The organism is Paracoccus caeni (assembly GCF_016629665.1).
Classification (GTDB): domain Bacteria; phylum Pseudomonadota; class Alphaproteobacteria; order Rhodobacterales; family Rhodobacteraceae; genus Paracoccus; species Paracoccus caeni.
On sequence record NZ_JAEPRQ010000001.1, the window covers coordinates 71438 to 97202 of the forward strand.

Here is a 25765-nt window from a genome sequence, read left to right on the forward strand (position 1 = left end):
GAGACAGTCAGCCGTCCTTTTCGCTGATTCCCAGTCGGGACATCCGCCGGTAAAGCGTCGCCCGACCGATTCCAAGCGCGCGGGCGGCGGCCGAGACATTGCCCTCGGCCCGCGCCAAAGCCCGGATCATCGTTGCGCGTTCGGCCAGATCGAAGCCGGACATTTCGTCATCGCGACCCAAGAGATCGGCGGCGGGACGCGGGCGGATATCGCCCTCGCGCTCCAGCCCAAGCACGCGGCGCGCGGCACGGGTGGCGCCGACCGCCAGATCGTTGTTGTCCACCGCCAGCAGCATCGCCACATCCGAGGGATCGTCCGAGGCGGGCATGATCCGGGCATTGGGAAAGCACGCCCGGAAGAACACCGCCTCGATCGCCTTGGCGGTCTGGGCGACCTGCGCAGAGATGAGGCGGTTGAACAAGGCAGTCTGATCCGAGCGGGCGGAACTGACATCCAGCGCGGCCAGCAGGCGGCCATCCGGCCCCCAGATTGGCGCGTCCATACAGGACATTCCGGTATTGCGGGTGTGGAAATGCTCATCGCGGTGGATGGTCACCTGTCGCCCCTCGACCAGACAGGTGCCGATGCCGTTGGTGCCCTGAACCTCTTCGGACCAGTCCATGCCGGTGCAAAGGCCCCATTCGCTGAACTGCGCGGCATCGGCGTCGCCGACCCGCTGATCCAGCACCAGACCGCGCGCATCCGTCAGCAGCACATTGCAGCCCGAGGTGCCGACAAGGGTGATAAGCTGATCAAGCTGCGGCGCCGCAACGCGCAGCAGATCCGCCATCGCCTCGCGCGGCATTTTCAGCTCGGCATCGGTCAGCCGCTCTGGCGCGCGGACATTTGCCGGGTCCAGACCGTGCTTCATGATCGACCGCCGCCATGAAGCGGTCAGCGACGAGGTCGCCGAGTTCGATTGCGATTGTGCTGCGACATAATCTGCGTGGCGCATCCCGTACGGCTCCCCTCCGTCTGGTGCCGCGCATTATAGCGGCGCGTTCCGATATTCCTAACGCATAATTTTTCAGCGGTCCTGATCCGCCGGAAGCCTCCATGCTATCACATAATCGCCAAGCCTTGTTCCGACCGAGCCATGCCCACCCGCAACCAGAACGACCACCTGCCGCCCCTCGCTGTCGAGATAGGTCATGGGGGTCGCCTGTCCGCCTGCAGGCAGACGCGCCTGCCACAATTGTTTGCCCGTGGTCAGGTCATAGGCGCGGATATAATCATCGACCGCCGCGGCAAGGAACGCCACGCCAGAGCCGGTGATGATCGGCCCGCCAATGCCCGGCATGCCCAGCGGCAGGCCAAGCGGCACGGGCGTCATGTCCCGCGTGGTGCCGTTCTTGTGCTTCCAGGCGATGTCGCCCGTCCGCAGATCGGCGCCCGCAACATAGCCCCATGGCGGCGACTGACACGGCACGCCCAGCGGCGACAGGAACGGCCCCATCTCGACCGCATAGGCGGCCCCTTCGTTCGAGTTCACCCCCTGCTCGCCAACATTGGTCTGCCGGTCGCCCAGCTCTTCCCGTGGGATCAGCTTCGAGGTGAAGGCCAGTTGCAGCGGCATCCCGAACATCACCTGACGGCGCGGATCGACGGCAACCCCGCCCCAGTTGAAGGCACCGAAATTCCCCGGATAGACGATGCTGCCTTCCAGCGATGGCGGCGTATATCGCCCCTCATAACGCAGTTTGCGGAAGGCGATGCGGCAGACCATCTGGTCAATCGCGGTCGCGCCCCACATCCGTTCTTCGGTCAGCGGCTCCGGCTCGAAGCTGAGTGCAGAGCTGGGCTGCGTCTCTGCGGCGAAATCCTCAGGGATGGTGCCCTGCGGTGCCGCGACCTCGGTCACGGGCAGAATCGGCTCGCCCGTCTGACGGTTCAAGACATAGACATCGCCCTGCTTGGTCGGCACGACCAGCGCGGGCACCCGGCCCTCGGGCATGTCGAGATCGATCAGTGACGGCTGCGCCGGGGTATCCATATCCCACAGATCGTGATGCACGAATTGCTGCACCCACCTTGCCTGTCCCGTCTCCAGATCAAGCGCGGTGACCGAGGTGGCATAGGTTTCTTCATATTCGTTGCGATACATGCCCAACTGGTCGGGCGTCCGGTTCCCCATCGGCACATAGACCAGCCCAAGCGCCGGATCGGCGCTAAGCGGCGCCCAAGAGTTCGGCGATGAGGTGGTATAGACCTGTTCGGGGTTGTTCGGATCGAAAGGCGCGGTCTCGTTCGGATTGCCGGAATCCCAGTTCCACAGCAATTGCCCGGTCCGCGCGTCATAGGCGCGGATCACCCCGGACGGCGAATTGACATCATAATTGTCATTCACCGCACCGCCTACAACAATGGTGTTCCCGGCGATGACCGGAGGCGAGGTGGAATAATAGAAGCCCGCCTGATCGAAGGGCATGTTGTGCATCAGGTTCAGCGAGCCGTTTTCGCCGAATTCCGGGCAAAGCTCGCCTGTCTCGGGATCAAGCGCCAGAAGATGCGCGTCCGAGGTCGGCATGAAAATCCGCGTGCCGCAGGTGTCGGTGGCGGGCGTCGCTGTGGCGGTCGCCGATATGGTCGCCAACGCATCGCCCGGCCAGTAGCTGACTCCCCGGCAGGTCTGGTGCTGGCGGTCGCTCAGCGGTTCGATGGCGGCCTTATGGACCCACCTTTCCTCGCCGGTATCGGCATTCAGCGCCACGGCCCAGTTATGCGGGGTGCAAAGATAAAGCGTGTCGCCGACCTTGATCGGTGTCGCCTGATAGGTGAATTCAACGGTGTCGCCGGGCTGCTTCACGTCGCCCGTCTGATAAGACCACGCCTGTTCAAGCTCTGCGACATTCTCGGGTGTGATCAGATCAAGCGGCGAATAGCGTTGACCGAAATCGGTGCGGCCATAGGCGGTCCATTGATCGTTTTCGCCACGCGGTCCCATCTCGGGATCGGCATTGGCGATTTCGTCCGGCAACTCGCCGCGGATCGAGTGGACATCGTTGGCGATACTGCCCAGCGTGCCCAGCCCAGTCACGCCGATGACCAGAAACAGCACGATCCATGATGGCGCGAATCGCCGCGATGCGCTGTGGAGCGGCAGAAGCAAAAGCAGCCCAACGATCAGGAACATCCCCATCCGCGCCGCCAGAGGCCACCAGTCATAGCCGACCTCTGCATAGGCCCAGACCGCCGTGCCGATCAGGAAACCGGAATAAAGCAGTCGGGCTAGGCCGCCATACCGGATCAGCAGCAAAGCCGCTAAAACCAGAATGATGCCCGAGATCAGATAGTAAGGACTGCCGCCATTCAGGATCAGGACCGTTCCGCCCCCGGCCAATACCGCCCCGATGATCGAAAGCAAAAGCGCGTTGAATATCCGCATCGCCGATCTCCCGTGAACCCGTCGGTGTCAACCAACCCCACAGCGGATGCTGCAGCTTCCGGTTGCACCGACAAAATGATCAATTTGCAGCATATGCAAGAGGGCAATCTTTGGGCCAGTGCAAAATGGCGGTTGGCTGCCATGCGTGAAGCGGGCAGCATCAGCGGCCACGGCTGATCCAGTCGATTGTCACCGCTCGCCGAGGGGCGAAGCATCCCCCGGCGACGGTGTTAGCAAGGAGGGGTGGCTTATCCCTCGATCACCTGAACCTGCCACGGACCCAGATCGCCGATCTGATCCTCGGAAAGGTTCGCCCGAATCCTTAGCGTTTGCTGATCATCGGCGCGGGTGAAGCTCAGCAGCGGACCATCGGCGCGGATATCGGTCATCGTGCCGCCGCGCAGCGCCGAATGCTTGCGGCGCAGCCCGATTGCCCAGCGATAATGGTGCAACAACGACTGCGCATCAGCCTCTTGCGCGACCACGGTGCGCTGAAGATGCGTATGCGGCACCGGCAGCCATGGCTTCGCGGTCGAGAAGCCGCCATTCACGCCCATATCCCAGACCATCGGCGTCCGGCAGCCGTCGCGGCCCTTGAACTCTGGCCAGAACTCGATGCCATAGGGGTCGCGCAGATCCTCGAAGGACAATTCCGCCTCAGGCAATCCCAGCTCTTCGCCCTGATAGAGACAAACCGAGCCGCGCAGGCACAGCAACAGCGTCGCATAGGCCTTGGCTGCCTGATCCGAGAGGTTCCAGCGCGAGATATGACGCACGACATCATGGTTCGACATCGCCCAGCACGGCCATGAATTCGGCGCAATCTCCTGCATGACGCGGAAGACTTCGGCCACGCGCTCGGCCTTCAGGTCCTCACCTGACAGGAAATCGAAGACATAGGACATCTGCACTCGGCCCGAAACGCCGGTATATTCTTCCAGCAGTTCCAACCCACGTTCGCTGTCGCCGATTTCACCCACCACGGCAGCACCTGCGGGCAGCAGAAGGCTGCTCATCCGCTCCAGAAACGCCAGATTCTCGGGCTGCGATTTGTCGAAGCGATGGCTTTGGTGGTTGTAAGGGTTTACCGCGGGGGCGGTGTCGGACTTGCGCAGCTCGGGCGGCAGGGGCGGGTTGTCGCGCAACTGCTTGTCGTGGAAATAGAAGTTGATCGTGTCCAGACGGAAGCCGTCCACGCCTTTGTCCAGCCAGAACTGCACCACCTCAAGCAGGGCGTCCTGCACTGCGGGATTGTGGAAGTTCAGATCGGGCTGCGACGACAGGAAGTTGTGCAGGTAGTATTGTTCGCGGCGGGCGTCCCATTGCCATGCGCTGCCGCCAAAGATCGATAGCCAGTTGTTCGGCACCGTCCCGTCAGGCTTTGGATCGGCCCAGACATACCAGTCGGCCTTGGGATTATCGCGGTTGGCGCGGCTTTCGGCGAACCACGGATGCTTGTCCGAGGTATGCGACAGCACCAGATCGATGATGACCTTCAGCCCCTGTTCATGCGCGCTGGAGATGAGCCAGTCGAAATCGTCCATGGTCCCGAACAGCGGGTCGATCTCGCGGTAATTGCTGACATCGTAGCCGTAATCCTTCATCGGCGACGTGAAGAAGGGCGAGATCCATACCGCATCGACGCCCAGCGAGGCCACATAGGGCATCCGCTGCGCAACACCGGCCAGATCGCCGACCCCGTCGCCGGTCGTGTCCTGAAAACTGCGCGGATAGATCTGATAGATCACGCCGCCCTTCCACCAGTCCGTCGTCTTGCCGTTCGTGCTCATCTTTATCACCGTTGCCGCTAACAGGATTCTTCGTCGGATATGGGCGACTCATCTGAAACGCAATCGCTGAAATGCGGGCCAAAAGTCAAAGAAACGTGCCTGTGCGAAAGGGCGCTTGCGCAAGACCTTGCCTCTATGGCGACAATGCCAGAGACGCCGGGCCACGCGACCTCATCTGCCGTCTGCGCCGGATAACGTGATCTGCCTTTGCTGATTCTTAAGACTTTAGTCCGATTGCGATCCCGTTGTGGTTGACTAACATGGACTTGCGCTGCACGGACGGCGCCCTATCGCGAAGGAGACTTGCATGGCCTGGACCAAACCTATCCTGAAGGAAATCGCCTGCGGCATGGAAATCAACATGTACGCACCGGCCGAGGACGAGCCCGTCCTGTTCTGATGTTGCCTTTGGCAACCTGATCGCCCCCGTCAGAGCGATCTGACGGGGCATCCCTGACCGAGATCGCCCAAAAGACCATGAAAATCATCATGCTTGGTGCGGGGGCCGGGGGCGGTCTGCCGCAGTGGAATTGCGGCTGCGTCAATTGCAATGCCGCCCGCGACGGGCGGATTCCGTCGATGACGCAAAGCTCGGTCGCGGTCAGCGGTGACGGCGTGACCTGGGCGATCCTGAACGCCTCGCCCGATATTCGCGTGCAACTGGCGGCGACGCCTGCGCTTCATCCGACCGGTTTGCGAGAGATGCCGATTCGGTCGGTCCTGCTGACGAATGGCGATATCGACCATGTTGCGGGCCTGCTGACTTTGCGCGAAAGCCAACGGTTCGATCTCTATGCGACTGCGGCGATCCATGACGCGCTGGCGCAGAATCCGATGCTGGGGGCGGTGAACCCCGATCTGGTCCCGCGCCGCGAGATTTCGCTGGATCAGCCTGTCACTATCGCGCCGGGCCTGACAGCGACGCTTTTCGCCGTTCCGGGCAAGGTGCCGCTTTATCAAGAGGGTGAAGTGGTCGAAACCGGGTTGATCGGCGAGACGACAGTGGGGGTCGAGCTGGTCTCGGGCGGGCGCCGGGCGCTTTATATTCCCGGCTGTGCGGCCATGCCCGATTGGCTGCGCGACCGGATCGAGGGGGCCGATCTGCTTCTGTTCGACGGCACTTTGTGGGATGATGACGAAATGCGCCGGATGGGTCTTGGCCAAAAAACCGGGCGCAGGATGGGCCATATGCCGGTCACTGAAACGGTGCTGGCGCTGGCTGATGCGATGATCGGGCGGCGGGTTCTGGTGCATCTGAACAACTCGAACCCTTTGACCGATCCGGCAAGCCCGGAAAGCGCCAAGGCCGAGGCGCAGGGCTGGCAAATTGGCCGCGATGGAATGGAGATTTCGCTGTGAAGGACGTGACCGCCCAGCCGCAATCGCGCGAGGATTTCGAGGCCCGCCTGCGAGCCATCGGCGCCGACCGCTATCACGACAAGCATCCGTTTCATGCGCGGCTGCATGGCGGCGAATGCACCCCGGACGAGGTGCGGGCATGGGTCATCAACCGCTGGATCTACCAGTCGCGCATCCCAATGAAGGACGCGGCCTTCATGTCTCGTGTCGAAGATCCCGATCTGCGCCGCCGCTGGCGCAAGCGGATCGAGGATCATGACGGCGGCGTTGACGAAGGCGGTGGCATCCGTCGCTGGCTGGCCTTGGCGCGCGCCGTCGGGCTGGACCCCGATTATGTGGCAAGCGGACAGGGCGCGATGCCCGCGACCCGTTTCGCCGTCGATGCCTATCTGCGCTTTGTCCGTGATATGCCCTTGCTGGATGCGGTTGCCGCCAGCCTGACCGAGCTTTTCGCGCCCAAGATTCACGCCCAGCGGATCGAGGGGCTGCTGGCCCATTACGATTTCGCCGACGATGTCAGTCTTGCCTATTTCAAGAAACGCCTGACCGAGGCGCCCGAGGATGTGGCGTTCGGGCTGGATTATGTGCTGACCCATGCCGACACTCTGGAAAAACAGGATGCGGCTGCGGCGGCGCTGAGCTTTAAGACCGATGTTCTGTGGGCACAGCTTGACGCGCTGTGGAATGGCTATGTTGAAGGCAATATTCCCCCCGGCGCATGGCGTCCCGGCGAGGGGATGTTGTCATGACCGATGCCCTGATCCAGCCGCAGGACATTCCCTACCTGCCGCGCGGTGTCTGGCTGGCCGATGACAAGGTGCGCGGGTTGCGTGTGTTGCAGGCGCCAGAGCGGGCGATGCAGCTTGATCAGATCGGCGATGCGATCCTGTCGGAACTGGACGGCAACCGTAGCATGGGCCAGATCTGCGCCGACCTCGCCGCACGTTACAACGCCCCCGTCGAACAGATCGCAGGCGATGTTCGCGATTTCCTGACCGGGCTGGTCGCGAGGCGGATGGTTTTCCTCCGCGATCCGTCATGAAAGATCACCCTGCCCAGCCTCATGACCTAGACGGCAATCCCGTTCGCCCCGGCCTGCCCATCGCCATGTTGGCCGAGATCACGCATCGCTGTCCCTTGGCCTGTCCCTATTGCTCGAACCCGGTGGAACTGACCCGCGCGGCGGGCGAAATGCCTGCCGAGGATTGGGCGCGGGTGTTTCATGAGGCGGCAGAGCTTGGCGTGCTGCAGGTCCATATCTCGGGTGGAGAGCCGGGGGCGCGGCGGGATCTGGCGCAGATCGTCGCCTCGGCGCGGGCTGCGGGGCTTTATGTGAACCTGATCACTTCGGGGATCGGAATCACGCGCGACCGGCTTGAGGAACTGGACCGCGCGGGCGTCGATCATGTGCAACTGTCGCTGCAGGGGATACGCGCCGATATGGCCGACCGGATCAGCGGGCATCCGGGGTCGTGGGACAAGAAGATGGGTTTCGCCGATTGGGTGACCGAAATCGGCTTTCCGCTGACCATCAACGCCGTGGTGCATCGCCAGAACCTCGACCGTCTGCCCGACATGATCGCCTTGGCCGAACGTCTTGGCGCAAGGCGGATCGAGGTGGCGACGGTGCAGTTTCACGGCTGGGCGGACCTGAACCGCAAGGCCTTGATGCCGACCCGCGAACAGGCTGCCGAGGCGCGGCGGGTGGTGAACGAAGCCCGCATTCGTCTGCGTGGGCGGATGGTGATCGACTATGTGCCGGCGGATCACCACGCCATCCATCCCAAGGCTTGCATGGGCGGGTGGGGCTCGACCGGGCTGAACATCGCCCCTGACGGGACGGTCCTGCCTTGCCATGCCGCGCAGACGATCCCGTGGATGCGGTTCGACAATGTGCGCGAACGGTCCTTGCGGGATATCTGGCTGGGGTCGGACGCCTTCAACGCCTTTCGCGGCACCGAATGGATGCCCGAGCCGTGCCGGGGCTGTGACCGCAAGAATATCGATTTCGGCGGTTGTCGCTGTCAGGCCATGGCCTTGGCCGGGGATGCGCGGGCGACGGACCCTGTCTGCTCCCGCTCGCCGCTGAACGCTGCGCTGGTTGCGCGGGCGGAAGAGGATGCAGCGGCTGAAACCAGCGATTTCATCTACCGCCGGATGAAGAAAGGCGTTTAGCCGGGCCATGTGATCGGTCGGGCGTCGGGTCGCTGCAGGCACCTGACCTGTCGCGCGCGGGCGAGCCATCGGCGGGAAGCCGTGCCCTTCTCGCAGATTGACGACGGCTATCATCCGGCCAGAATGCTGAACGAATCCGCGGCCCCAGGCCCGCCTATGCGCACCGAGAGGAGAGACCCACCATGAGAACCCGTGCCGCCGTAGCCCTTGAAGCAGGCAAGCCGCTGGAGGTGATGGAGGTCAATCTTGAAGGCCCGAAAGCAGGCGAGGTTCTGGTCGAGATCAAGGCCACCGGCATCTGCCACACCGACGAATTCACCCGCTCGGGCGATGATCCCGAAGGGCTGTTCCCGGCGATTCTTGGTCATGAAGGCGCTGGAATCGTTGTGGAAGTTGGCCCCGGCGTCACCTCGCTGAAACCCGGCGATCATGTCATTCCGCTTTATACTCCGGAATGCCGCGAATGCGCGTCCTGCCTGTCGGGCAAGACCAACCTTTGCACCCGGATCCGGGCGACACAAGGGCAGGGGCTGATGCCGGACGGCACCACGCGCTTTTCGATGCTGGATGGCACGCCGATCTATCACTACATGGGCTGCTCGACCTTCGCGAACCATACGGTGCTGCCGGAAATTGCGCTGGCGAAGGTTCGCGAAGACGCGCCTTTCGACAAGATTTGCTATATCGGCTGCGGGGTGACGACCGGCATCGGCGCCGTCATCAACACCGCCAAGGTCGAGATCGGTGCCAAGGCCGTGGTCTTTGGTCTGGGCGGTATCGGGCTGAACGTCATTCAGGGCCTGCGCCTTGCCGGGGCCGATATGATCATCGGCGTTGATCTGAACGACGACAAGAAACCGATGGCCGAACGCTTTGGCATGACCCATTTCGTCAATCCGAAGAATGTCGAGAACGTGGTTCAGGAAATCGTCAACCTGACCAAAACCCCGTTCGATCAGATCGGCGGCGCCGATTACAGCTTCGACGCCACCGGCAATGTCCGCGTCATGCGCGACGCGCTGGAATGCACCCACCGCGGCTGGGGCCAGTCGATCATCATCGGCGTCGCCCCTGCCGGCGCAGAGATCAGCACCCGTCCGTTCCAGCTTGTCACCGGCCGTATCTGGAAAGGCACCGCCTTTGGCGGCGCACGCGGACGGACCGATGTGCCGAAAATCGTGGACTGGTATATGGACGGCAAGATCGAGATCGACCCGATGATTACCCACACCATGCCGCTGGAAGACATCAACAAAGGCTTCGATCTGATGCATTCGGGTGAATCCATCCGCTCGGTCGTCCTTTACTGATCCTTCACGGCTGCTTAGGTAAAAGAACGGCGGGGCCGCGCGTCCCGCCGTCGCCATGAGAAATGAAGGAGCAGGCCGATGCGTCACCAATGGCTGGACGATGACGACGACGATGAGGATGACGACGATCGCCCGCAAAAAGGCGATAAGGAAGAAGGTCTGGGCCTGCCGGAAGGCGACAAGATCGGAAAGCTCTATTTCAAGTCGCGGACCGTCATCGTCGCTGGCGCGATCAACGACAAGCTGGCTCAGCGGACCGTGGCCCATTTGCTGGCACTGGCCGAAGACAGCGATGATCCGATCAATATGCTGATCAGCTCGCCCGGCGGGCATGTTGAATCCGGCGATATGATCCATGACGTGATCAAGTTCATCCGCCCGACGGTGCGCACCATCGGCTCTGGCTGGGTGGCAAGCGCGGGCGCGCTGATCTTTGTCGGCGCGGAAAAGGAAAACCGCTACTGCCTGCCCAACACCCGCTTTCTGATCCACCAGCCCTCGGGTGGGATCGGCGGCACGTCCTCGGACATGATGATTCAGGCCGAACAGGTGCGCCAGATGCGCGACCGTCTGAACCAGATTTTCGCGGATGCGACGGGCCAGAAGATCGAAAAGATCGAGGCGGATACGCAGCGCGATTTCTGGCTGAACACGCAAGAGGCGCTGGATTACGGACTGCTGGGCAAGGTGATCCGTTCGGTTGACGAGCTGAAGTGATGGCGCGCGGGGAGGTGACGATCCGCCCCGCGACGGATGCCGATCACGACGCCATCTGGGCGATCCTGAAGCCGGTCTATCGCGCGGGGGAAACCTACTGCATCCCGCGCGACATTACCCGGCCAGAGGCGCTTGCCGACTGGTTCGCAGCGCCTTTCACCGCCTTCGTCGCTGAACATCGCGGTCGCGTGCTTGGCACCAGCCATATCGGTGCGAACCGCCCGGCGGGGGGATCGCATGTCGCGAATGCATCCTTCGCGACCCATCCCGAGGCGCGCGGTAAGGGCGTGGCGCGGGCTTTGGCGGAACATGCCAAGTTCTGGGCGCGCCGGCAGGGCTTTGCCGCGATGCAGTTCAATTTCGTCGTTTCCTCGAATGAAGATGCCGTCCATCTGTGGCAATCGGCGGGGTTCCAGATCGTCGGTCGCCTGCCGGATGCTTTCCAGCATCCCCGGCTTGGCGCGGTCGATGCGCTTGTGATGTTCCAGAACCTGAAGGAGGCCTGACATGACCCTTGAAACCGTATCCGAGAACCGCAGCTTCGGCGGCACGCAGGGCGTCTATCGCCACAAATCGCAGGCGACCGGCACCGACATGACCTTTGGCCTGTTCATGCCGGAACTGATCGCGCATGAGCGGGTGCCGGTTCTGTGGTATCTGTCGGGCCTGACCTGCACCCATGAAAACGCGATGACGAAGGCCGCCGCCCAGCAATTCTGTGCGGAAACGGGCATTGCGATCATCTTCCCCGACACGTCGCCGCGCGGCGACGGCGTGGCGGATGACGAGGCTTACGATCTGGGCAAGGGCGCGGGCTTTTATGTCGATGCGACCCAGGACCCGTGGAAGCCCAACTATCAGATGTGGCACTATATCGTCCACGAACTGCCGGAGCTGGTCGGCGAGAATTTCGCTATCGACCGAGAGGCGATGGGCATTACCGGGCATTCGATGGGCGGTCACGGTGCGCTGACCATCGCAATGACCCATCCTCAGCGCTACAAATCTGTCTCTGCCTTCGCGCCGATTGCTAACCCGACGGAATCCGACTGGGGCAAGAAGCAACTGGCGGCCTATCTGGGGGAAGACAGTGCCGCGTGGCGCGCCCATGATTCCAGTATCCTGATGCAGGAACGCGGCTTTCCGCGCGAAGTGCTGATCGATCAGGGCAGCAACGACCAGTTCATTGACCTGCTCCGCCCCGAGACGCTGGCGCAGGCCATGATGGCCCGCCGCCAGCCCGGCCAGTTCCGGATGCAGCCGGGCTATGATCACAGCTATTTCTTTGTGCAAAGCTTTATGGGCGATCACGTCCATTGGCATGCTGAACGGCTGTTCGGGTAAGAAAGCGCAGCCGTTCTACGGCCAGATCAGTGAGCGGTGAACCTGCGCGCCCGCCCAAGCTCCGTCTCCGACTGCAAGTGAGACGGAATGCGGCGCGCGGGCCGTATCACCGCAGGCGAAAATGCCGGGAATACTGGTCTGCTTGCTTTCGTCAGTGAGGATCTGGCTGCCAATCGGTGTCGCCATCAGCGCGCATCCGACCTGTTCGACCAACGATCCCGCCGGATCGGTTCGGGTCGCGGTGAAAAGCCCCGCGAAGGAAAGCACCCGCCCATCGCCAAGTTCGATATCGGCATCGCCGGTGATCCGGCTGATGGGCGTTTCCTCGATTGCCACCCCTCGAACGGTCAATTCCTCTCGCTGATCCGATTCCAGCGCCACCGCGCCGTTGAGGAAGAAGGTGATCTCGCCCCATTCGGTCAGCAAGGCCGCCTGATGCACCGACATCGGTCCGGTCGCGATCACGCCGATCCGGCCCTGATCAAGCTCGTAGCCGTGGCAATAGGGGCAGTGGAACACCGCCTTGCCCCACCGCTCGGCAAGGCCGGGAACGTCCGGCAGCGCATCGCTGACACCTGTCGCCAGCAGAATACGCCTCGCCGAAACCTCTTCACCTGATTGCAGGGTCACACGGAAATCATCCATGCCGCCACTGATCGCGGTCGCCGTATCGTCGCGCCACGTCAGCGTCGGATAGGCCTCAAGCTGGCGCTTTGCCTCGGCCCAGATTGCTGTCGGGTCATTGCCGTCCTGTCCCAGAAACCCGTGGGACTGATCCACAAAGCGATTGCGGCGCTGGCCTGCGTCGATCACCAGAACCTTCCGCCGCGCCCGCAGCAATTGCAGCGCCGCCGCCATCCCCGAATAGCTGCCACCGATCACGATCACATCCTGCATCGCCCATTCCTTGTCATCGCTGAAATTCACGTAACATTATATGTTACGATTGCTTGCGAAATTCAAGAGCTGCCCGAAACCTTGCGGTTTGGGTCACTTGAGGTGCTCCTGTTCAGGATCTTAGCGGGGAGATTTCACGAAGGCGGGCATTGTCTTTTCCCCCGCCGCAGCAGCAAGGAAGGCATCCGCCGTATCCAGCGCCTCCCGGATGGTCACATCCATGTCGAGATAGCGATAGGTGCCCAGACGCCCAACGAAGGTGACGCCCGGTGTTGCCTCGGCCAGCGAAATGTATTCCTCCAGCAAGGCTTTTTCTTCCACCAGCCGGATCGGGTAGTAGGGGATGTCGCCCGGCTCAGCCGCGCGGCTGTATTCGCGATAACAGACGCTGCCGTCATGGCTTTCCCAAGGCGCGAAATGCTTATGTTCGGTGATGCGGGTAAAGGGCACGTCGCGGTCGCCGTAGTTCATCACCGCGCAGCCTTGATAGTCGCCGTGATGGGTGAAGCGTTCGAAATCCAGCGTCCGATAGCCCAGACGGCCGAGTTTGTATTCGAAATAACCATCCAGCGCGCCTGACCAGAAAACCTGATCTTGGGCATCGACCATATCGGGGCTGAAGGCGGTGTTCAGCTCGACAGTGATGTTCGGGTGATCAAGGATCGCTTCGATCAGCGGGGTATAGCCGTCCTTTGGCATCCCCTGAAAACGGTGGAAAAAGTAGTTGTCGTCATAGTTGAAGCGCACTGGCAGGCGCTTGAGGATCGAGGCGGGCAGTTCGGTCGGCGAACAGCCCCATTGCTTTTCGGTATAGCCTTTGAAGAACGCCTCGTAGAGATCGCGACCGACGAAGCGCAACGCCTGTTCCTCGAAGCTCTGCGGATCGGTGATCGAGATGTCGGCCTGTTCGGCGATGAAGGCGCGCGCCTCGTCTGGACGCAGGGTCTTACCGAAGAATTGGTTGATGGTCAGCAGGTTCATGGGCAGCGAATAGACCGCGCCGCGAGCGGTGGTTTTGACGCGGTTCTGGAACGGCATGAATTCGGCAAATCTGTTCACATAGGCCCAGACTTCCGCGTCGTCGGTGTGGAAGATATGCGGCCCATAGACATGCACCATCACGCCCGTCTCGGGGTCGCGTTCAGTATAGCAGTTGCCGCCGATATGGCTGCGGGCGTCGATGATGCGGCAGCGATGTCCGGCCTCGGCCAGCTTGCGGCCGATCACGGCACCTGAAAGCCCCGCGCCGACAAGAAGGATTTGCTTTGCCACGCCCGTCATCTTTCAGCTTCCGTAGCCTCGCACAGGCTTAGCGCATTGCCGGATCATCGGCCAGCGCGCGCACCTGATCATGCGTGCGATCCAGCCGCCGGGCGAGACCATCCCGTATCGCGACCCCTAACACATGCCGGAAAGCCTCAGCATCGTCGCCATAATCCCGCGCCTTCCGCCGCCATTTGACCAGCAAAAGCGGCACCAGCGGCCAGAACAGCCAGCCCGCCGCCTCGCGATAGGCGATCAGGGCGTTGCGATACATGTAATAGACCTTCCACACCGGGGTCAGGATAAGCCCCGTCGCGCCCTGCTGCGCCTCGGTGTCATGTTCGAAACGCACCTGTGGGGCAAAGCCGATCCGCAGGCCCTTGCGGCGCATGGACAGGGTGTAAAGCTGATCGTCGCCATAGATGAACAGCCGCGGGTCCGGCAATCCCGCCCGCCGAAGCGCCGCGCGCGACAGGAATAGGCCGACGAACGAGGCCATATCCACCTCGACCATCGGGGCGTCGGGGGCATAGGCCGGGTTCTGGAGATGAAAGCCGTGACGACCCTTGCCGGTCAGCGTCCGCAGAAACTCGCGCCCGCGCCAGAACGGATTGCGATAGGGGCGGTTCATCTCGCAGACGCGGCCATCGGGATGGAAGACGGCGGCGCCAATAGCATCCCAGCCGGTCAGATCCATGCCGCGAAACGCATCAATCGCGCCGGGCATCGGGCGACCGTCATCATCCATGACCAAAATCCAGTCGGGATCGAACCGCTTGGCCGTCTCGTCCATCGCCTTTGAAAACCCGCCCGCCCCACCGATATTCGTCGGGTTGCGAAGCACCGTCAGCCGCGAATCGTCAACCGAGGCCAGCCATTCGGCCGTGCCGTCGGTCGAGGCATTGTCGAAGACCACCACCTGCTGGACCGGCTCATCCAGCAGGCGCAGCACCGTATCGCGCAGCTTTGCAAGCCGCGAATGGGTCACCACGACGGCGGCGAGCACAAGGTCAGTGGGGGCGTGCAAAGGATGTTGCGGCTGCTGCATCGCATCTCACTAGCAATGCCGCGAGCGCGCGACAACATCACAAAAGAGGTCCGGGTTCAGTCGGCGGCAGGAACGACGGGCGCGGTCCATGGCCGGATCTCGGCCTCCATCCAGGTGCCATGCGCGGCGTTCGGAAAAACGATCCAGTCTTCGCCAAAGCGGTCGGCATGTTCCTCGGTCAGCTTGTGCTGATCTTCCAGCGCCGCCCCGGCGAAAGCGCCGTCGAAATCGTGCAGCGTATCGCCCAGTTGCAGGATGATCCGATGTGCGCTCTGAACAAAGGCACGACGCTCGGCCTTTGGCGGGCCGAAAAGCAGCACCTGTTCTGCCCGAACCTGCGGCAGGCCAAGGCGGGACAGCATGGCGACGGTCGCCAGCTTGTTCTCTTCAAAGCGATCCGAGACGTAGAAGATCGTTACTCCCAGCCGGTCGGCCAGCGCGAAGAAATCGGCGGCTCCGGGGATCGGATGCGGCTGACCTTCACGTTCCCACAGCTTCCAGGTGTCGGCATTGTTCTGATGCCCGCCCGAGGTCATCGCATGGGCCATGATGGCACTGTTGTCGATGATCGTCTCATCGATATCCGAAACCACTGCCAACCCTTGCCCCGAACCGCCATTCGCATCGACCGCCGCATTCAGTCGCAGCGTCGCCAGCGCGTAGCATTGACGTTGCAGCGCCCGCACCTCGGCCGAGCTTTGCTGATAGCGGATGGCGACCGCGTGTTCATGCGGATGGCGGTCGGGTCTGTCGGTCATCGGAAATCCTGTGGTTGCGGGCCGGAACCTATGCCCGGCCCGCAGAAAGGTCAAACCTTCACCACTCTTCGATGACGGGTTCGGCGTCCCATCCGGTCAGTTCGGCCTCGGACCATGTACCGTAGCTGGCATTCGGCAGCACGATCCACTCGGCCCCCCATTTTGCCGCTTCCTCGGCGACCGTCGCTTTCTGATCCTCAAGCGGCGTCTTGCGGAAGCGGCCGTCGAAGTCGTGCAGCGTATCGCCGATCAGCATGATGATCTGATGATCGGCGCTGACGATATCGCGGCGCTCGACCTTGGGCGGGCCAAGCAGCAGCACGTTTTCTGCGCTGATCTGCGGCAGGCCAAGTTCGGTCAGCGTGGCAAGCGTATGCTCTTTCTGCTCATCGGCGCGGTCCGAGATATAGCGGATCGCAACGCCAAGGCTGTCGGCGTGATCCAGAAACTCCTTGGCGCCGGGAATCAGCGTGGGCTTGCCGTCCCGCTCCCACGGCAGCCATGTGTCCCAGGCGTCATACATATGGCAATTCGCCAGATCGCGGGCCAGAAGCGGGGTGTTGTCGATCACCGTCTCGTCCAGATCGGTCACCACCGCCAGCTTGGCCGGATCTTCGGCAGCCTCGACCGCCGCATCAAGCCGCAGCGTGGCAAGGTTATAGGCCTGCAATTGCAGCGCTCTTACCTCGGCTGACTGCTGTTGAAACCGCAGACCCATGGTGAACTGGGCGACATCGCAATCCCCGGCTGTCGGCGCGGCGTCCTGTGCCAGCGCGGCGGGCGCGGTGATCGCAAGGCATAGAAGGGCGGCAGCGGCCCCTTTGTAACTGGTCATCTGACTCTCCCTGACATGTTCTCTCGTGGCGGCTCTGAACGGCCGCTTGAAAGAGGCTATGTGTGCTTGATTGACCAGTCAAACAAAATCAGGCAGCCGCCGGTTCGGGTAGTCGCGCGGGCGCTTCGCGGATCGGCAGGTGGATCAGGGCCGAGAAGGCACCGACGCCGACGCCCACCCACCAGACGATGGTGTAGTCGCCATAGATGTCGTAGAGCGTCCCGCCCAGCCAGACGCCAAGGAACGACCCAAGCTGGTGGCTGAGGAACACGAAGCCGTAAAGCGTCCCCATATATCTCAACCCATAGATATAAGCGACCAGTCCCGAGGTCAGCGGCACCGTTGCCAGCCACAGCGCACCCATGACCAGCGAAAAGACGATGACGCTGGTTGGCGTGATCGGCATCAGAATGAAGGCGGCCGCCGCGATGGTTCTTAGCGTATAGATGCCTGCAAGCAGGTATTTCTTCGTATATCGCTTACCCAGCCAGCCTGCGAAGATCGACCCTGCGATATTCGCCAATCCGATCAGCGAGATCGCGACCGCGCCAAGTGCCGATGTGGTGGTGATGCCGATACTGGCCAGCATACCCATCGGGTTTATCGGGCCGCACATCTCGGTAATCATTGCCGGGAAATGGGCGGTGATGAAGGCAAGCTGATAGCCGCAGGAAAAGAAGCCCGCGAAGATCATCAGATAGGACGGATCGCGGAAGGCGCGCTTCAGGACGCTGCCAAGGCTTTCCTCTAATTCGTTGCGGGTGGCGGGTTTGCCGTCGCCCAGCATCGGCAGGAAGAACAGGCAGGACAGAACCAGCACGCCGAAGATGATGAAGACCGATTGCCAGCTATAGAAGGCCAGCAGAACCTCGGCCAAGGGGGCGCCGAAGACCTGCCCGGCAGAGCCTGCGGCGGTGGCGATGCCAAGGGCAAGGCTGCGGTTCTCGTCGCTCGCGGCGCGGCCAACGATGGCAAGGATCACGCCGAAGCCGGTGCCCGCGACCCCGAAACCGACCATGATTTCCAGCAATTGCACGCCTGCCGGGGTGGTGGCGAAGGCGGTGAGGATCAACCCGGCGGAATAGAGAAACGCCCCAAGGATGATGGCGAAGCGGTCGCCCCATTTCTCTGCCAGCGCGCCGAAGATCGGCTGACCGATGCCCCAGGCGAGGTTCTGGATGGCAATGGCGAGGCTGAATTCGGCCCGAGGCCAGCCGAATTCCTCGCCGATCGGGATCTGGAACACGCCGAAACTGGCGCGCAGCGCGAAGTTGATCAGCAGGATCAGCGAGCCCCCGATCAGGATCGGGGTGAACAGGCGGGCTTGTGAAGACATGGATGCACCGATGCGGCAGAATATCGCGGCTACCGTTTACCTCTGCGCGCCGGGAATCAAGACCTACCTGATTGATACGATCCATAAGCGGAATTGATGGAAACGCGGCAAATCTTCAATCATAGCCCGCCAGTCTCAGCGCGATTGATCTGCGCACCCGCGACGATCTGCTGGTCAGCCGCAGCAGCCTGTCCCGGATCAGCCGCCCTGCGGGGTTCGTCAGTGTCGCAATCATCGTCAGTCGGTCCGTCATCGCCAACACCTTCTGCGCCGCTGCTCTGCGATCCGAGGCATAGCTGTCCAGAACCGTCCCGGACGCGCCGCCGATCACCTGCGCCAGCGCGTCGGACAGGGCCAGCGCGTCGCGGATGCCCAGATTCATCCCCTGACCGCCCGCAGGGCTGTGAACATGCGCCGCGTCTCCGGCAAGCAGCACGGGGCCGTCACGGAAATGGTCGGCCAGCTTGTGATGGACGCGGAAGCGCGAGCCCCAGAGAAGATCGTGGATCGTTACCCGCGTTGCCGGGCCGCGAAGGTCGATGAGGCGCTGCACATCGGCGATGTGCGGCTGTAGCGGGGCGTTTTCGTATTGCGCAACGATGCGGTAACGGCCGTCCGACATTGGAGCGACGACCATGATTCCATCGCCCGAGACGAACAGCGATACCTCTTCCTGAGAGATCGGCCAGTCCATCCGCACATCCGCCAGCAGGAACGAGCCATAGCTGTCACCCGGAAAGCCGATCCCGGCAGCGGTTCGGACCGTGCTGTCTTGTCCGTCGGTGCCAATCAGAAAGCGGGCATCGATGAGGATGTCCTGATCGCCCGAGCGGATCGTCGCCTGAATACCCGTGTCGGTCCTCTCGTAGCCTGTCAGCCGGGCCGGGCGCATGGTGTTGCCGCCGAGCGATTGCAGATGTTCAAGCAGGATCGCCTCGGTCTCGTCCTGTGGGATCATCAGGGCATAGGGGGTTGGTGACGGAAGGGACGAGAAATCCGTCTGAAACAGCACCTGATCGCGGTTGCGGATACGGGTTTCGCGCGCCTTGATGCCTTGATTGATCAGTCTTTCGGCAACGCCAAGCTGGCCCAGACTGTCCAGCGTCGCGGCATGGATGACCGCCGCCCGAGAGGTGTTTTGCGCCTCTGGCAGCGCGTCGAGGATCAGGAAATCGATGCCTCGCTGCGCCAGCCCGATCGCGGTGCAAAGACCCGCCGGACCGGCGCCGATGATCAGAACGTCTGTGGTCAGTTCGGACATGATGGCCCCTTGCGCGATGCCACCACAACGCCGGTTGACGCGGGATCAGTTCCGGCGCCCGGCCTCGTTCTGGATCGAGAAGCGCGAGGCGGGGATCGAGGCGACGCTTCGCAATTCGCCCAAGATCACCGTGGTTTTCTGGCCCGCGTCGTCGGTGACGACCCATTGGCGAAGCTGGGTTGGGCTGCTGAACAGCATCTGAATGTTGCCGTATTGCGGGTTTTGTGGATCTTGGGCGGTGACGGTGGTGGCGTTTTCGGTTTCACCGTGGGCGGTGACCATATTGGCACGCGCCAGATCGACATTCGCGGCAAGGATGATCGACAGCGGCGTTTGCGACAGCGGATATTGCTGCGGCCCGCCCGAGGATTTCGGGTCGAAGATCGCGACATTGCCGCCAGAGGCCAGCACCAGCGTATTGTCGTTGTTGTATTCGAACCGCACCCGGCCCGGACGCTGGATATAGACCGTGCCGGTCGAAATGGTGCCGTCCGGGTTCACTTGGGTGAATTCGGATTGGACCGTGCGCAAGCTGTTGAGATAGCGCGAGATTTCGTTCAGCGAGATTTTCTCGGCCAGTGCCGGGAAGGCGAGGCCAAGGACGAGGACGGGCGCAAGGGCGAGCGATCTGATGTTCATGGGCAGATCATATCCTTTCGTGGTTCGGATGCACATCACGTTCGAAGGATGGTGCGGGCCGCGAACGCTCGCGCGGTCGTGACGGTTCCGGGGATGACGGTGGGTTGAGAATTGTTTCAGCCGTCATGCAACGGGGCGGGCGTTGCAATCGGTATTTTCGCAACGGAGAAATGGCAATAGCTGGAAAACCAGCAAATGCTGGGATTTTGGCTGCACAGAGGATGCACCGCGCGTACACTGGATGTACACAGGCTGTACACCGCTTGCGTGCGCTGGGTGTTGCCTAAAGCGGTTGGCCGGTCAGCAGGCGCGGCATCGGATCGACCTGAAGGCCCGCCGCCTGACGCATGAAGTTGCGCCGCAGCGCCGGGACCGCGCTGACAAGGCCCATGCCAAGCCCCCGCGCCGCCGACAGGATCGCGTTGTCGCTGCCGAAAAGCCGGTTCACGCTGTCCATGCCAAGCGCCAGCGAGGTCGCGTCAAAGCGGCGCCAGCCCTGATAGCGCTCAAGAACCAGTTCAGAGCCGATATCCTCGCCGCGCCGGGCGGCATCGACAAGGGTTTCGGCAAGCGCCGCCACGTCGCGCAGGCCCATGTTCAGACCCTGACCCGCGACGGGGTGAACGCCGTGGGCGGCGTCCCCGACCAAGGCGATGCGGGGGCGGACATATTCCACGGCCAAGGACAGGCTGAGCGGGTAGGTGAAGCGGGGACCGGCCAGAGAGATCGCGCCCAGATAATCGCCGAAGCGGGGGCGCAGGACGTTCAGGAAGGCGTCATCGTCAAGGGCGGCGATGGATTTGGCGTTGGCGTCGGTCTCGGACCAGACGACGCTGCTGCGGTTACCGGGCAGGGGCAGGATCGCGAGCGGCCCGGTGGACATGAAATATTGCTGGGCGATGCCGTGATGCGGCAATTCGTGATCGATGGCGGCGACCAGCGCGGTTTGACCATAGGTCCAGCCGCGACGGGTGATGCCTGCGCGCGCCGCGACCTGCGAGCCGCGACCATCGGCACCGATCAGCAGGCGGGCGGTCAGGCTGCGGCCATCGGAAAGCCGGGCGGTGACGGCGGTTTGGCCGACCTCTTGCCCGATGACAGAGACGCCCGCGATGTGCTGGACGCGCGACGACATCGCCGAAAGCAGAGCGCGATAAAGGAAGCGGTCTTCGAGCATGTAGCCGACCGGGCCTTCCTCGATCTCGGCGCTGTCGAAATGCAGGAACAGGGTGCCCGCGCCTTCGCCGGGCAGGCCCTGCGAGGCTTTGACTTCGCGGATCGGCTGGCTGTTCGGCGCAAGTTCGGACCAGAGGCCGAGCGCCTTCAGCAGACGTTGCGAGGCGATGGCAAGCGCATAGGCGCGACCGTCGAAGGCGTCGCCCGCGCGCTGATCCGCCGGGCGGGGGTCCACCACGGCGACGGAAAGCCCGGCATCTGCAAGGGCAAGCGCCAGTGTCGGGCCGTTCAGCCCACCGCCGGCGATCAGGATATCGACATCAAAGTTCATCGCGCGGATCATGCACGCGGCGGCGGCAAAGGCAATGCGGCGTGGTGTGCCGCTTCAGGCGGCGGGCGGGCGCTTGACTGTCTGAGCCGGGGTTTTCGACAGTTGCACCGCCAGAATCCCGGCCATGATGATGCCGACGCCGATCACATCCCCGGCGCCAAGTTGTTCGCCCAGCAGCAGCGCGCCGGTCGCCACTCCGAAGAACGGGGTCAGGAAGTGGAAGGTGGCGGCCCGAACCGCGCCGATCCGGGCGACCAGCAGGAACCAGATCCAGGTGGCGGCAAGTCCCGGCACCACCACCGTATAGATGAAGGCGACCACCAGCCGGGTGTTCAGCGTGACATCCCAAGTTTCGAAGAACGGCGCGACCACGCCAAGGGTCACCGCGCCGACCAGCATCTGCAAGCCGACGATCATCATCACATTGCCGCCCGAGCTTGCGCCGCGCACGGTCAGCGTGGCGATGGCAAGCGCCAGTGCGGCAAGGAAGCACAGCACGATTCCCGCCAGGTCGCTGCCGCCCTGCAGCCTTGCGCCCATGATCAGCGCCACCCCGATCAGCCCAAGCGCCAGACCGGCGACGCCCAGCGGGCGCAGTCTTTCGCCCATCAGCGACCAGCCAAGGAAGGCCACCATCAGCGGCATGGTGGCGGCGATGATCGAGGCAAGCCCGGCCTCGATCCACTGCATCGCCACCCAGTTCATCCCAAGATAAAGCGCGTTCTGACACAGGCCCAGCACCACCACTGCCCGCCATTGGGCACGGGTCAGGTTGCGCCATGTCTGGCCCATGGCCAGCGCGATCAGCACGCCGATCGTGCCCGACATGGCAAAACGCAGGGACAGTGCGATCAGCGGTGGCGCTTCGGTCACGATCATCCGGGTGGAGGTAAAGGCCGAAGCCCACATGACCGCAAAGACCAGCCCCATCAGGATTGCGCGAATATCCATGCCCGACCTATTTGCAGAAACTGCAAGGACGCTAGCAGAGCGGATTGTGATGGGTAAGAGGCCGCAGCATGAAAAAAGACCGCGCCTTTCGGGCGCGGTCCAAATAGAAATCCTGAAGCAGGATCAGCTGTTGACGCTGTCCTTCAGGGCCTTGGCAACGGTCACCTTCACCTGCTTGTCAGCCGGTTTGGTCATCATTTCCTGGGTCTGCGGGTTGCGGACCTGACGCTCGGGGCGTGCGCGGCATGCCACTTTGCCGATGCCCGGCAGCGTCACTGCGCCGCCACCGGCGACTTCACGGGTCACGACTGCGGCGATGGCGTCCAGAGCCGCCGAAGCGGTTTTCTTGTCCGAACCCATCTCTTCGGCGAGGGTCGCAACCAGTTGAGTCTTGGTCATCGGTTTTGCGGAAGGTGTTGCCATTCTTCTGTCTCCTCTTGCCCTGTTGATGGGCCCACAAATTTCGCCTTTTGCGGCATAGAGCCTGCTACACACGGTTTTGACCGGTAGATCAAGTATTTTTCGCAATTCCTGACAAAACCGGCGATTCGATGTGCATATGACCTTAGGTCACAGGAACGCGGTCTCGCTGAAAGACCGCAATTTACGGGAATGTATGCGCTCTAGCGGCATTTCGCGCAGTTTCTCCATTGCGCGAATTCCGATCAGAAGATGGTTCGCAACCTGCGTCCGGTAGAAGTCCGTGGCCATTCCCGGCAGCTTAAGTTCACCATGTAGCGGTTTGTCGCTGACGCAAAGCAGGGTGCCGTAGGGGACGCGGAAGCGGAAGCCGTTGGCGGCGATGGTCGCGCTTTCCATATCCAGCGCAACGGCGCGGGACAGCGACAGCCGGTGAACCGGGCCGGAATAGTCGCGCAGTTCCCAGTTGCGGTTGTCGATGGTGGCGACGGTGCCCGTCCGCATGATCCGTTTGAGTTCGTATCCGTCAAGCTGGGTGACCTCGGCCACGGCTTCCTGAAGCGCCACCTGCACCTCGGCCAGAGGCGGGATTGGCACCCAGATCGGCAGATCGTCGTCAAGGACGTGATCTTCGCGCAGATAGGCATGGGCCAGAACGAAATCGCCCAGACGCTGGCTGTTGCGCAGCCCGGCGCAGTGGCCGACCATCAGCCAGGCATGGGGGCGCAACACCGCGATATGGTCCGTCGCCGTCTTCGCGTTAGAGGGGCCGACGCCGATATTGACCAGCGTGATCCCCTGACCGTTCTTTCGCTTCAGGTGATAGGTCGGCATCTGCGGCATTTTCGACAGCACCGCCAGCGGGGCTTGACCGTCGAAGATCTCTTGATTGCCGGGGGCGACGAACGAGGTGTAGCCCGAGTCCGGATCGTCCAGCGCGCGGCGGGCGAAGAGTTCAAACTCGTCCACGTAGAACTGATAGTTGGTGAAGAGGACGAAGTTCTGGAAATTCTCGGCCGCGGTCGCGGTATAGTGTTGCAGGCGGGCCAAGGAATAGTCGATCCGTTGCGCGGTGAAGGCCGACAGATATTGCGTGCCGTCGATCAACGCGGGGGCAACGCCGTTCACGATGTCGTCGTTCATCGTCCGCAGATCCGGCACGTCGAACACATCGCGAAGCGAGAAGTCGAGGACGCCCTCCTGCGGCACCGCCATCTCGCTTTGCGCGGCGACGGCGAAATGGACGGGCATCGGGGTTTCGCTAAGCCCGACGGTCACCGGGACGCCGTGATTCTTGATCAACAGGCCGATTTGTTCCGTGAGGTAGTTCCCGAACAGGTCGGGGCGGGTGATCGTGGTGGCGTAGCTGCCGGATTCGGTCACATGGCCAAAGGACAGCCGCGAATCGACATGGGGATGGCCGACCACGGTGATCCGCAATTCGGGGTAGAAGGCGCGGTAGCGGGCGTCGGGGCGTTTCCCCTCCAGCATGCCGGTGAAGCGGGTCACCAGAAAATCCGTCGCCTCGAAGTAAAGCTGTTGCAGGCGCTTGACCGCCGCCTCGGGGTCGGTGAACTGCTCGCGCGGGGCGGGTTCTGGGGTCTCGACCGGCAGGTAGCGGGAATCCGTGTCCATTGCGTCATTTCCTTCTGATTGCCGAGAAGGTGCCAGTCCGTGCCGATGCAGGCAAGCGTCTGGTGCGGGGACGGCGACACTATTACATTGTGTTCATGGAATTTCTGGTTTTCGGACATGGCTATACGGCCAGCTATCTGACGCCCCTGCTTCTGGCCGAGGGCTGGACCGTCACCGGCACCACCCGCGACGGCCCTGACAGGGTTGCAGCGGCGGGGGCCGTGCCGCTGATTTGGCCGGGGCAGGAAGCCGCGCTGCGCGATGCGATTCAGCGGGCGGATGCGATCCTGATCTCTGCCGCGCCCGATCCAGCGACAGGCGATCCCGTGCTTGCCGCCTTCCGCGACGACCTGCGGTACGCCCATCCGCGTTGGATCGGCTATCTTTCGACCACCGGCGTCTATGGCGACCGAGGCGGCGATTGGGTTGACGAATCGAGTCCTCTCGACGGCACCGGCACCCGCGCCAAGGCCCGGATCAAGGCCGAGGCCGATTGGCGCGCGCTGGCCGATCAGGCGGGCCTGCCGCTGCATATCTTTCGCCTTGCGGGGATCTATGGTCCCGGTCGCGGGCCGTTCCAGAAGGTCAGCCAAGGCACCGCGCGCCGGATCATCAAGCCCGGCCAGATCTTTTCGCGCATCCATGTCGAGGATCTGGCGCAGGTGCTGCTGGCCTCGATCCACGCTCCTTCGCCGGGGACCGCTTATAATGTCTGCGATGACAATCCCGCCCCGCCCGAGGACGTGATCGCCCATGCGGCGGAGTTGCTGAACCTGCCGCTGCCACCTGCCGAGGATTTCGCGACCGCCGAGATGACACCGATGGCGCGGTCCTTCTATGCCGACAGCAAACGGGTGCGGAACGACCGTATTCGGCGCGATCTGGGCGTGACGCTGCGTTATCCCGATTATCGCAGCGGACTGGCCGCGCTTCTGGCCAAGGAAGGCTTGGAAGGCAACGTTTCCTGATCCTGCAATGGTTTACGCAGCGGCGGCAAATCAGCCCGGCTGTGGCACCGCTGCCACCTGTCGGGATTTGCGCGGGCGGGCGAACAAATCGCTTGCCGGATGCCTGACCCGAACCTATGAGCGATCTCGCATTTGCGCGTCCCTAGCCCCTCATTATCAGAGAATTA

25 protein-coding genes are annotated in these 25765 nt (G+C 62.6%); 10 read left to right on the plus strand and 15 right to left on the minus strand.

The annotated features are described in order from the left end of the window. Positions 1–7: 7 nt before the first annotated feature. The 3 genes from JJJ17_RS00320 to JJJ17_RS00330 form a co-directional block, all read right to left on the minus strand. Complete coding sequence (locus JJJ17_RS00320; RefSeq protein WP_200682942.1) at positions 8–955, minus strand: GAF domain-containing protein; 948 nt, start codon at positions 953–955, stop codon at positions 8–10. Between the two features lie 72 nt (positions 956–1027). Beyond that, positions 1028–3385: a membrane-bound PQQ-dependent dehydrogenase, glucose/quinate/shikimate family gene (locus tag JJJ17_RS00325; RefSeq protein WP_200682943.1), complete on the minus strand. Its 2358-nt coding sequence runs from the start codon at positions 3383–3385 to the stop codon at positions 1028–1030. Between the two features lie 248 nt (positions 3386–3633). After that, entirely contained in the window at positions 3634–5175 is a 1542-nt protein-coding gene (locus JJJ17_RS00330; RefSeq protein WP_200682945.1) for an alpha-amylase family glycosyl hydrolase, read from the minus strand. A gap of 307 nt (positions 5176–5482) precedes the next feature. Between JJJ17_RS00330 and pqqA the strand changes: the two genes are divergently transcribed. The 9 genes from pqqA (at position 5483) to fghA (ending at position 12080) form a co-directional block, all read left to right on the plus strand. After that, entirely contained in the window at positions 5483–5575 is a 93-nt protein-coding gene (gene pqqA / locus JJJ17_RS00335; RefSeq protein WP_043131127.1) for a pyrroloquinoline quinone precursor peptide PqqA, read from the plus strand. Between the two features lie 77 nt (positions 5576–5652). Then, complete coding sequence (gene pqqB, locus JJJ17_RS00340; protein WP_200682946.1) at positions 5653–6534, plus strand: pyrroloquinoline quinone biosynthesis protein PqqB; 882 nt, start codon at positions 5653–5655, stop codon at positions 6532–6534. Beyond that, positions 6531–7283: a pyrroloquinoline-quinone synthase PqqC gene (gene pqqC, locus JJJ17_RS00345; RefSeq protein WP_325168738.1), complete on the plus strand. Its 753-nt coding sequence runs from the start codon at positions 6531–6533 to the stop codon at positions 7281–7283. Before pqqB ends, pqqC begins: the two co-directional genes overlap by 4 nt. Next, positions 7280–7576 (plus strand): pyrroloquinoline quinone biosynthesis peptide chaperone PqqD, encoded by a 297-nt coding sequence (gene pqqD / locus JJJ17_RS00350; protein WP_200682947.1) that lies wholly within the window; start codon positions 7280–7282, stop codon positions 7574–7576. The genes pqqC and pqqD overlap by 4 nt, the downstream gene beginning before the upstream one ends. Continuing rightward, complete coding sequence (gene pqqE, locus JJJ17_RS00355; protein WP_200682948.1) at positions 7573–8709, plus strand: pyrroloquinoline quinone biosynthesis protein PqqE; 1137 nt, start codon at positions 7573–7575, stop codon at positions 8707–8709. The genes pqqD and pqqE overlap by 4 nt, the downstream gene beginning before the upstream one ends. A gap of 182 nt (positions 8710–8891) precedes the next feature. Further along, entirely contained in the window at positions 8892–10019 is a 1128-nt protein-coding gene (locus tag JJJ17_RS00360) for an S-(hydroxymethyl)glutathione dehydrogenase/class III alcohol dehydrogenase (RefSeq protein WP_200682950.1), read from the plus strand. A gap of 78 nt (positions 10020–10097) precedes the next feature. Next, complete coding sequence (locus JJJ17_RS00365; protein ID WP_200682951.1) at positions 10098–10736, plus strand: ATP-dependent Clp protease proteolytic subunit; 639 nt, start codon at positions 10098–10100, stop codon at positions 10734–10736. Further along, positions 10736–11242, plus strand: coding sequence for a GNAT family N-acetyltransferase (locus JJJ17_RS00370; RefSeq protein WP_200682952.1), 507 nt, complete (start codon positions 10736–10738; stop codon positions 11240–11242). Before JJJ17_RS00365 ends, JJJ17_RS00370 begins: the two co-directional genes overlap by 1 nt. 1 nt (position 11243) lies before the next feature. Continuing rightward, a complete protein-coding gene (gene fghA, locus JJJ17_RS00375) occupies positions 11244–12080 on the plus strand; it encodes an S-formylglutathione hydrolase (protein ID WP_200682953.1) in 837 nt (278 codons plus the stop codon). A gap of 15 nt (positions 12081–12095) precedes the next feature. Here the strand turns inward: fghA and JJJ17_RS00380 are convergent, their stop codons facing one another. The 12 genes from JJJ17_RS00380 to JJJ17_RS00435 form a co-directional block, all read right to left on the minus strand. Continuing rightward, positions 12096–12977: an NAD(P)/FAD-dependent oxidoreductase gene (locus JJJ17_RS00380; RefSeq protein WP_200682954.1), complete on the minus strand. Its 882-nt coding sequence runs from the start codon at positions 12975–12977 to the stop codon at positions 12096–12098. Positions 12978–13097: 120 nt separating this feature from the next. Next, a complete protein-coding gene (gene glf / locus JJJ17_RS00385; protein WP_200682955.1) occupies positions 13098–14258 on the minus strand; it encodes a UDP-galactopyranose mutase in 1161 nt (386 codons plus the stop codon). Positions 14259–14286: 28 nt separating this feature from the next. Next, complete coding sequence (locus JJJ17_RS00390) at positions 14287–15288, minus strand: glycosyltransferase (RefSeq protein ID WP_200682956.1); 1002 nt, start codon at positions 15286–15288, stop codon at positions 14287–14289. A 56-nt stretch (positions 15289–15344) separates the two neighbouring features. Further along, positions 15345–16046, minus strand: a complete 702-nt coding sequence (locus tag JJJ17_RS00395) for a 5'-nucleotidase, lipoprotein e(P4) family (RefSeq protein WP_200682958.1) — start codon at positions 16044–16046, stop codon at positions 15345–15347. Between the two features lie 58 nt (positions 16047–16104). Continuing rightward, positions 16105–16881 carry a 5'-nucleotidase, lipoprotein e(P4) family gene (locus tag JJJ17_RS00400; protein WP_200682960.1) on the minus strand — a complete coding sequence of 259 codons (777 nt, stop codon included), beginning with the start codon at positions 16879–16881 and terminating at the stop codon, positions 16105–16107. Positions 16882–16969: 88 nt separating this feature from the next. After that, the gene (locus JJJ17_RS00405; RefSeq protein ID WP_200682962.1) at positions 16970–18217 is read right to left on the minus strand and encodes an MFS transporter; all 1248 of its coding nucleotides are present in this window, start codon (positions 18215–18217) and stop codon (positions 16970–16972) included. 115 nt (positions 18218–18332) lie between these two features. Continuing rightward, positions 18333–19478 (minus strand): FAD-dependent oxidoreductase, encoded by a 1146-nt coding sequence (locus tag JJJ17_RS00410; protein ID WP_200682964.1) that lies wholly within the window; start codon positions 19476–19478, stop codon positions 18333–18335. Positions 19479–19523: 45 nt separating this feature from the next. Beyond that, the gene (locus JJJ17_RS00415; protein ID WP_200682966.1) at positions 19524–20117 is read right to left on the minus strand and encodes a LolA family protein; all 594 of its coding nucleotides are present in this window, start codon (positions 20115–20117) and stop codon (positions 19524–19526) included. Between the two features lie 283 nt (positions 20118–20400). After that, positions 20401–21624 carry a UbiH/UbiF/VisC/COQ6 family ubiquinone biosynthesis hydroxylase gene (locus JJJ17_RS00420; RefSeq protein WP_200682968.1) on the minus strand — a complete coding sequence of 408 codons (1224 nt, stop codon included), beginning with the start codon at positions 21622–21624 and terminating at the stop codon, positions 20401–20403. Positions 21625–21678: 54 nt separating this feature from the next. Then, positions 21679–22575: a DMT family transporter gene (locus JJJ17_RS00425; protein ID WP_200682970.1), complete on the minus strand. Its 897-nt coding sequence runs from the start codon at positions 22573–22575 to the stop codon at positions 21679–21681. Positions 22576–22698: 123 nt separating this feature from the next. Beyond that, on the minus strand, positions 22699–22998 hold the full coding sequence (locus tag JJJ17_RS00430) for an HU family DNA-binding protein (RefSeq protein WP_200682972.1): 300 nt from the start codon (positions 22996–22998) through the stop codon (positions 22699–22701). A gap of 147 nt (positions 22999–23145) precedes the next feature. Further along, complete coding sequence (locus JJJ17_RS00435) at positions 23146–24630, minus strand: AMP nucleosidase (RefSeq protein ID WP_200682974.1); 1485 nt, start codon at positions 24628–24630, stop codon at positions 23146–23148. 95 nt (positions 24631–24725) lie between these two features. Between JJJ17_RS00435 and JJJ17_RS00440 the strand changes: the two genes are divergently transcribed. Beyond that, a complete protein-coding gene (locus tag JJJ17_RS00440; RefSeq protein ID WP_200684687.1) occupies positions 24726–25598 on the plus strand; it encodes an SDR family oxidoreductase in 873 nt (290 codons plus the stop codon). Positions 25599–25765 lie beyond the last annotated feature (167 nt).

Excerpts from the sequence above, each read along its gene's own strand:
- JJJ17_RS00320 (WP_200682942.1), bottom strand. The coding sequence starts at position 955 with ATGCGCCACGCAGATTATGTCGCAGCACAATCGCAATCGAACTCGGCG.
- JJJ17_RS00325 (WP_200682943.1), bottom strand. The coding sequence starts at position 3,385 with ATGCGGATATTCAACGCGCTTTTGCTTTCGATCATCGGGGCGGTATTG.
- JJJ17_RS00330 (WP_200682945.1), bottom strand. The coding sequence starts at position 5,175 with ATGAGCACGAACGGCAAGACGACGGACTGGTGGAAGGGCGGCGTGATC.
- pqqA (WP_043131127.1), top strand. The coding sequence starts at position 5,483 with ATGGCCTGGACCAAACCTATCCTGAAGGAAATCGCCTGCGGCATGGAA.
- pqqB (WP_200682946.1), top strand. The coding sequence starts at position 5,653 with ATGAAAATCATCATGCTTGGTGCGGGGGCCGGGGGCGGTCTGCCGCAG.
- pqqD (WP_200682947.1), top strand. The coding sequence starts at position 7,280 with ATGACCGATGCCCTGATCCAGCCGCAGGACATTCCCTACCTGCCGCGC.
- pqqE (WP_200682948.1), top strand. The coding sequence starts at position 7,573 with ATGAAAGATCACCCTGCCCAGCCTCATGACCTAGACGGCAATCCCGTT.
- JJJ17_RS00360 (WP_200682950.1), top strand. The coding sequence starts at position 8,892 with ATGAGAACCCGTGCCGCCGTAGCCCTTGAAGCAGGCAAGCCGCTGGAG.
- JJJ17_RS00365 (WP_200682951.1), top strand. The coding sequence starts at position 10,098 with ATGCGTCACCAATGGCTGGACGATGACGACGACGATGAGGATGACGAC.
- JJJ17_RS00370 (WP_200682952.1), top strand. The coding sequence starts at position 10,736 with ATGGCGCGCGGGGAGGTGACGATCCGCCCCGCGACGGATGCCGATCAC.
- fghA (WP_200682953.1), top strand. The coding sequence starts at position 11,244 with ATGACCCTTGAAACCGTATCCGAGAACCGCAGCTTCGGCGGCACGCAG.
- JJJ17_RS00380 (WP_200682954.1), bottom strand. The coding sequence starts at position 12,977 with ATGCAGGATGTGATCGTGATCGGTGGCAGCTATTCGGGGATGGCGGCG.
- glf (WP_200682955.1), bottom strand. The coding sequence starts at position 14,258 with ATGACGGGCGTGGCAAAGCAAATCCTTCTTGTCGGCGCGGGGCTTTCA.
- JJJ17_RS00390 (WP_200682956.1), bottom strand. The coding sequence starts at position 15,288 with ATGCAGCAGCCGCAACATCCTTTGCACGCCCCCACTGACCTTGTGCTC.
- JJJ17_RS00395 (WP_200682958.1), bottom strand. The coding sequence starts at position 16,046 with ATGACCGACAGACCCGACCGCCATCCGCATGAACACGCGGTCGCCATC.
- JJJ17_RS00400 (WP_200682960.1), bottom strand. The coding sequence starts at position 16,881 with ATGACCAGTTACAAAGGGGCCGCTGCCGCCCTTCTATGCCTTGCGATC.
- JJJ17_RS00405 (WP_200682962.1), bottom strand. The coding sequence starts at position 18,217 with ATGTCTTCACAAGCCCGCCTGTTCACCCCGATCCTGATCGGGGGCTCG.
- JJJ17_RS00410 (WP_200682964.1), bottom strand. The coding sequence starts at position 19,478 with ATGTCCGAACTGACCACAGACGTTCTGATCATCGGCGCCGGTCCGGCG.
- JJJ17_RS00415 (WP_200682966.1), bottom strand. The coding sequence starts at position 20,117 with ATGAACATCAGATCGCTCGCCCTTGCGCCCGTCCTCGTCCTTGGCCTC.
- JJJ17_RS00420 (WP_200682968.1), bottom strand. The coding sequence starts at position 21,624 with ATGAACTTTGATGTCGATATCCTGATCGCCGGCGGTGGGCTGAACGGC.
- JJJ17_RS00425 (WP_200682970.1), bottom strand. The coding sequence starts at position 22,575 with ATGGATATTCGCGCAATCCTGATGGGGCTGGTCTTTGCGGTCATGTGG.
- JJJ17_RS00430 (WP_200682972.1), bottom strand. The coding sequence starts at position 22,998 with ATGGCAACACCTTCCGCAAAACCGATGACCAAGACTCAACTGGTTGCG.
- JJJ17_RS00435 (WP_200682974.1), bottom strand. The coding sequence starts at position 24,630 with ATGGACACGGATTCCCGCTACCTGCCGGTCGAGACCCCAGAACCCGCC.
- JJJ17_RS00440 (WP_200684687.1), top strand. The coding sequence starts at position 24,726 with ATGGAATTTCTGGTTTTCGGACATGGCTATACGGCCAGCTATCTGACG.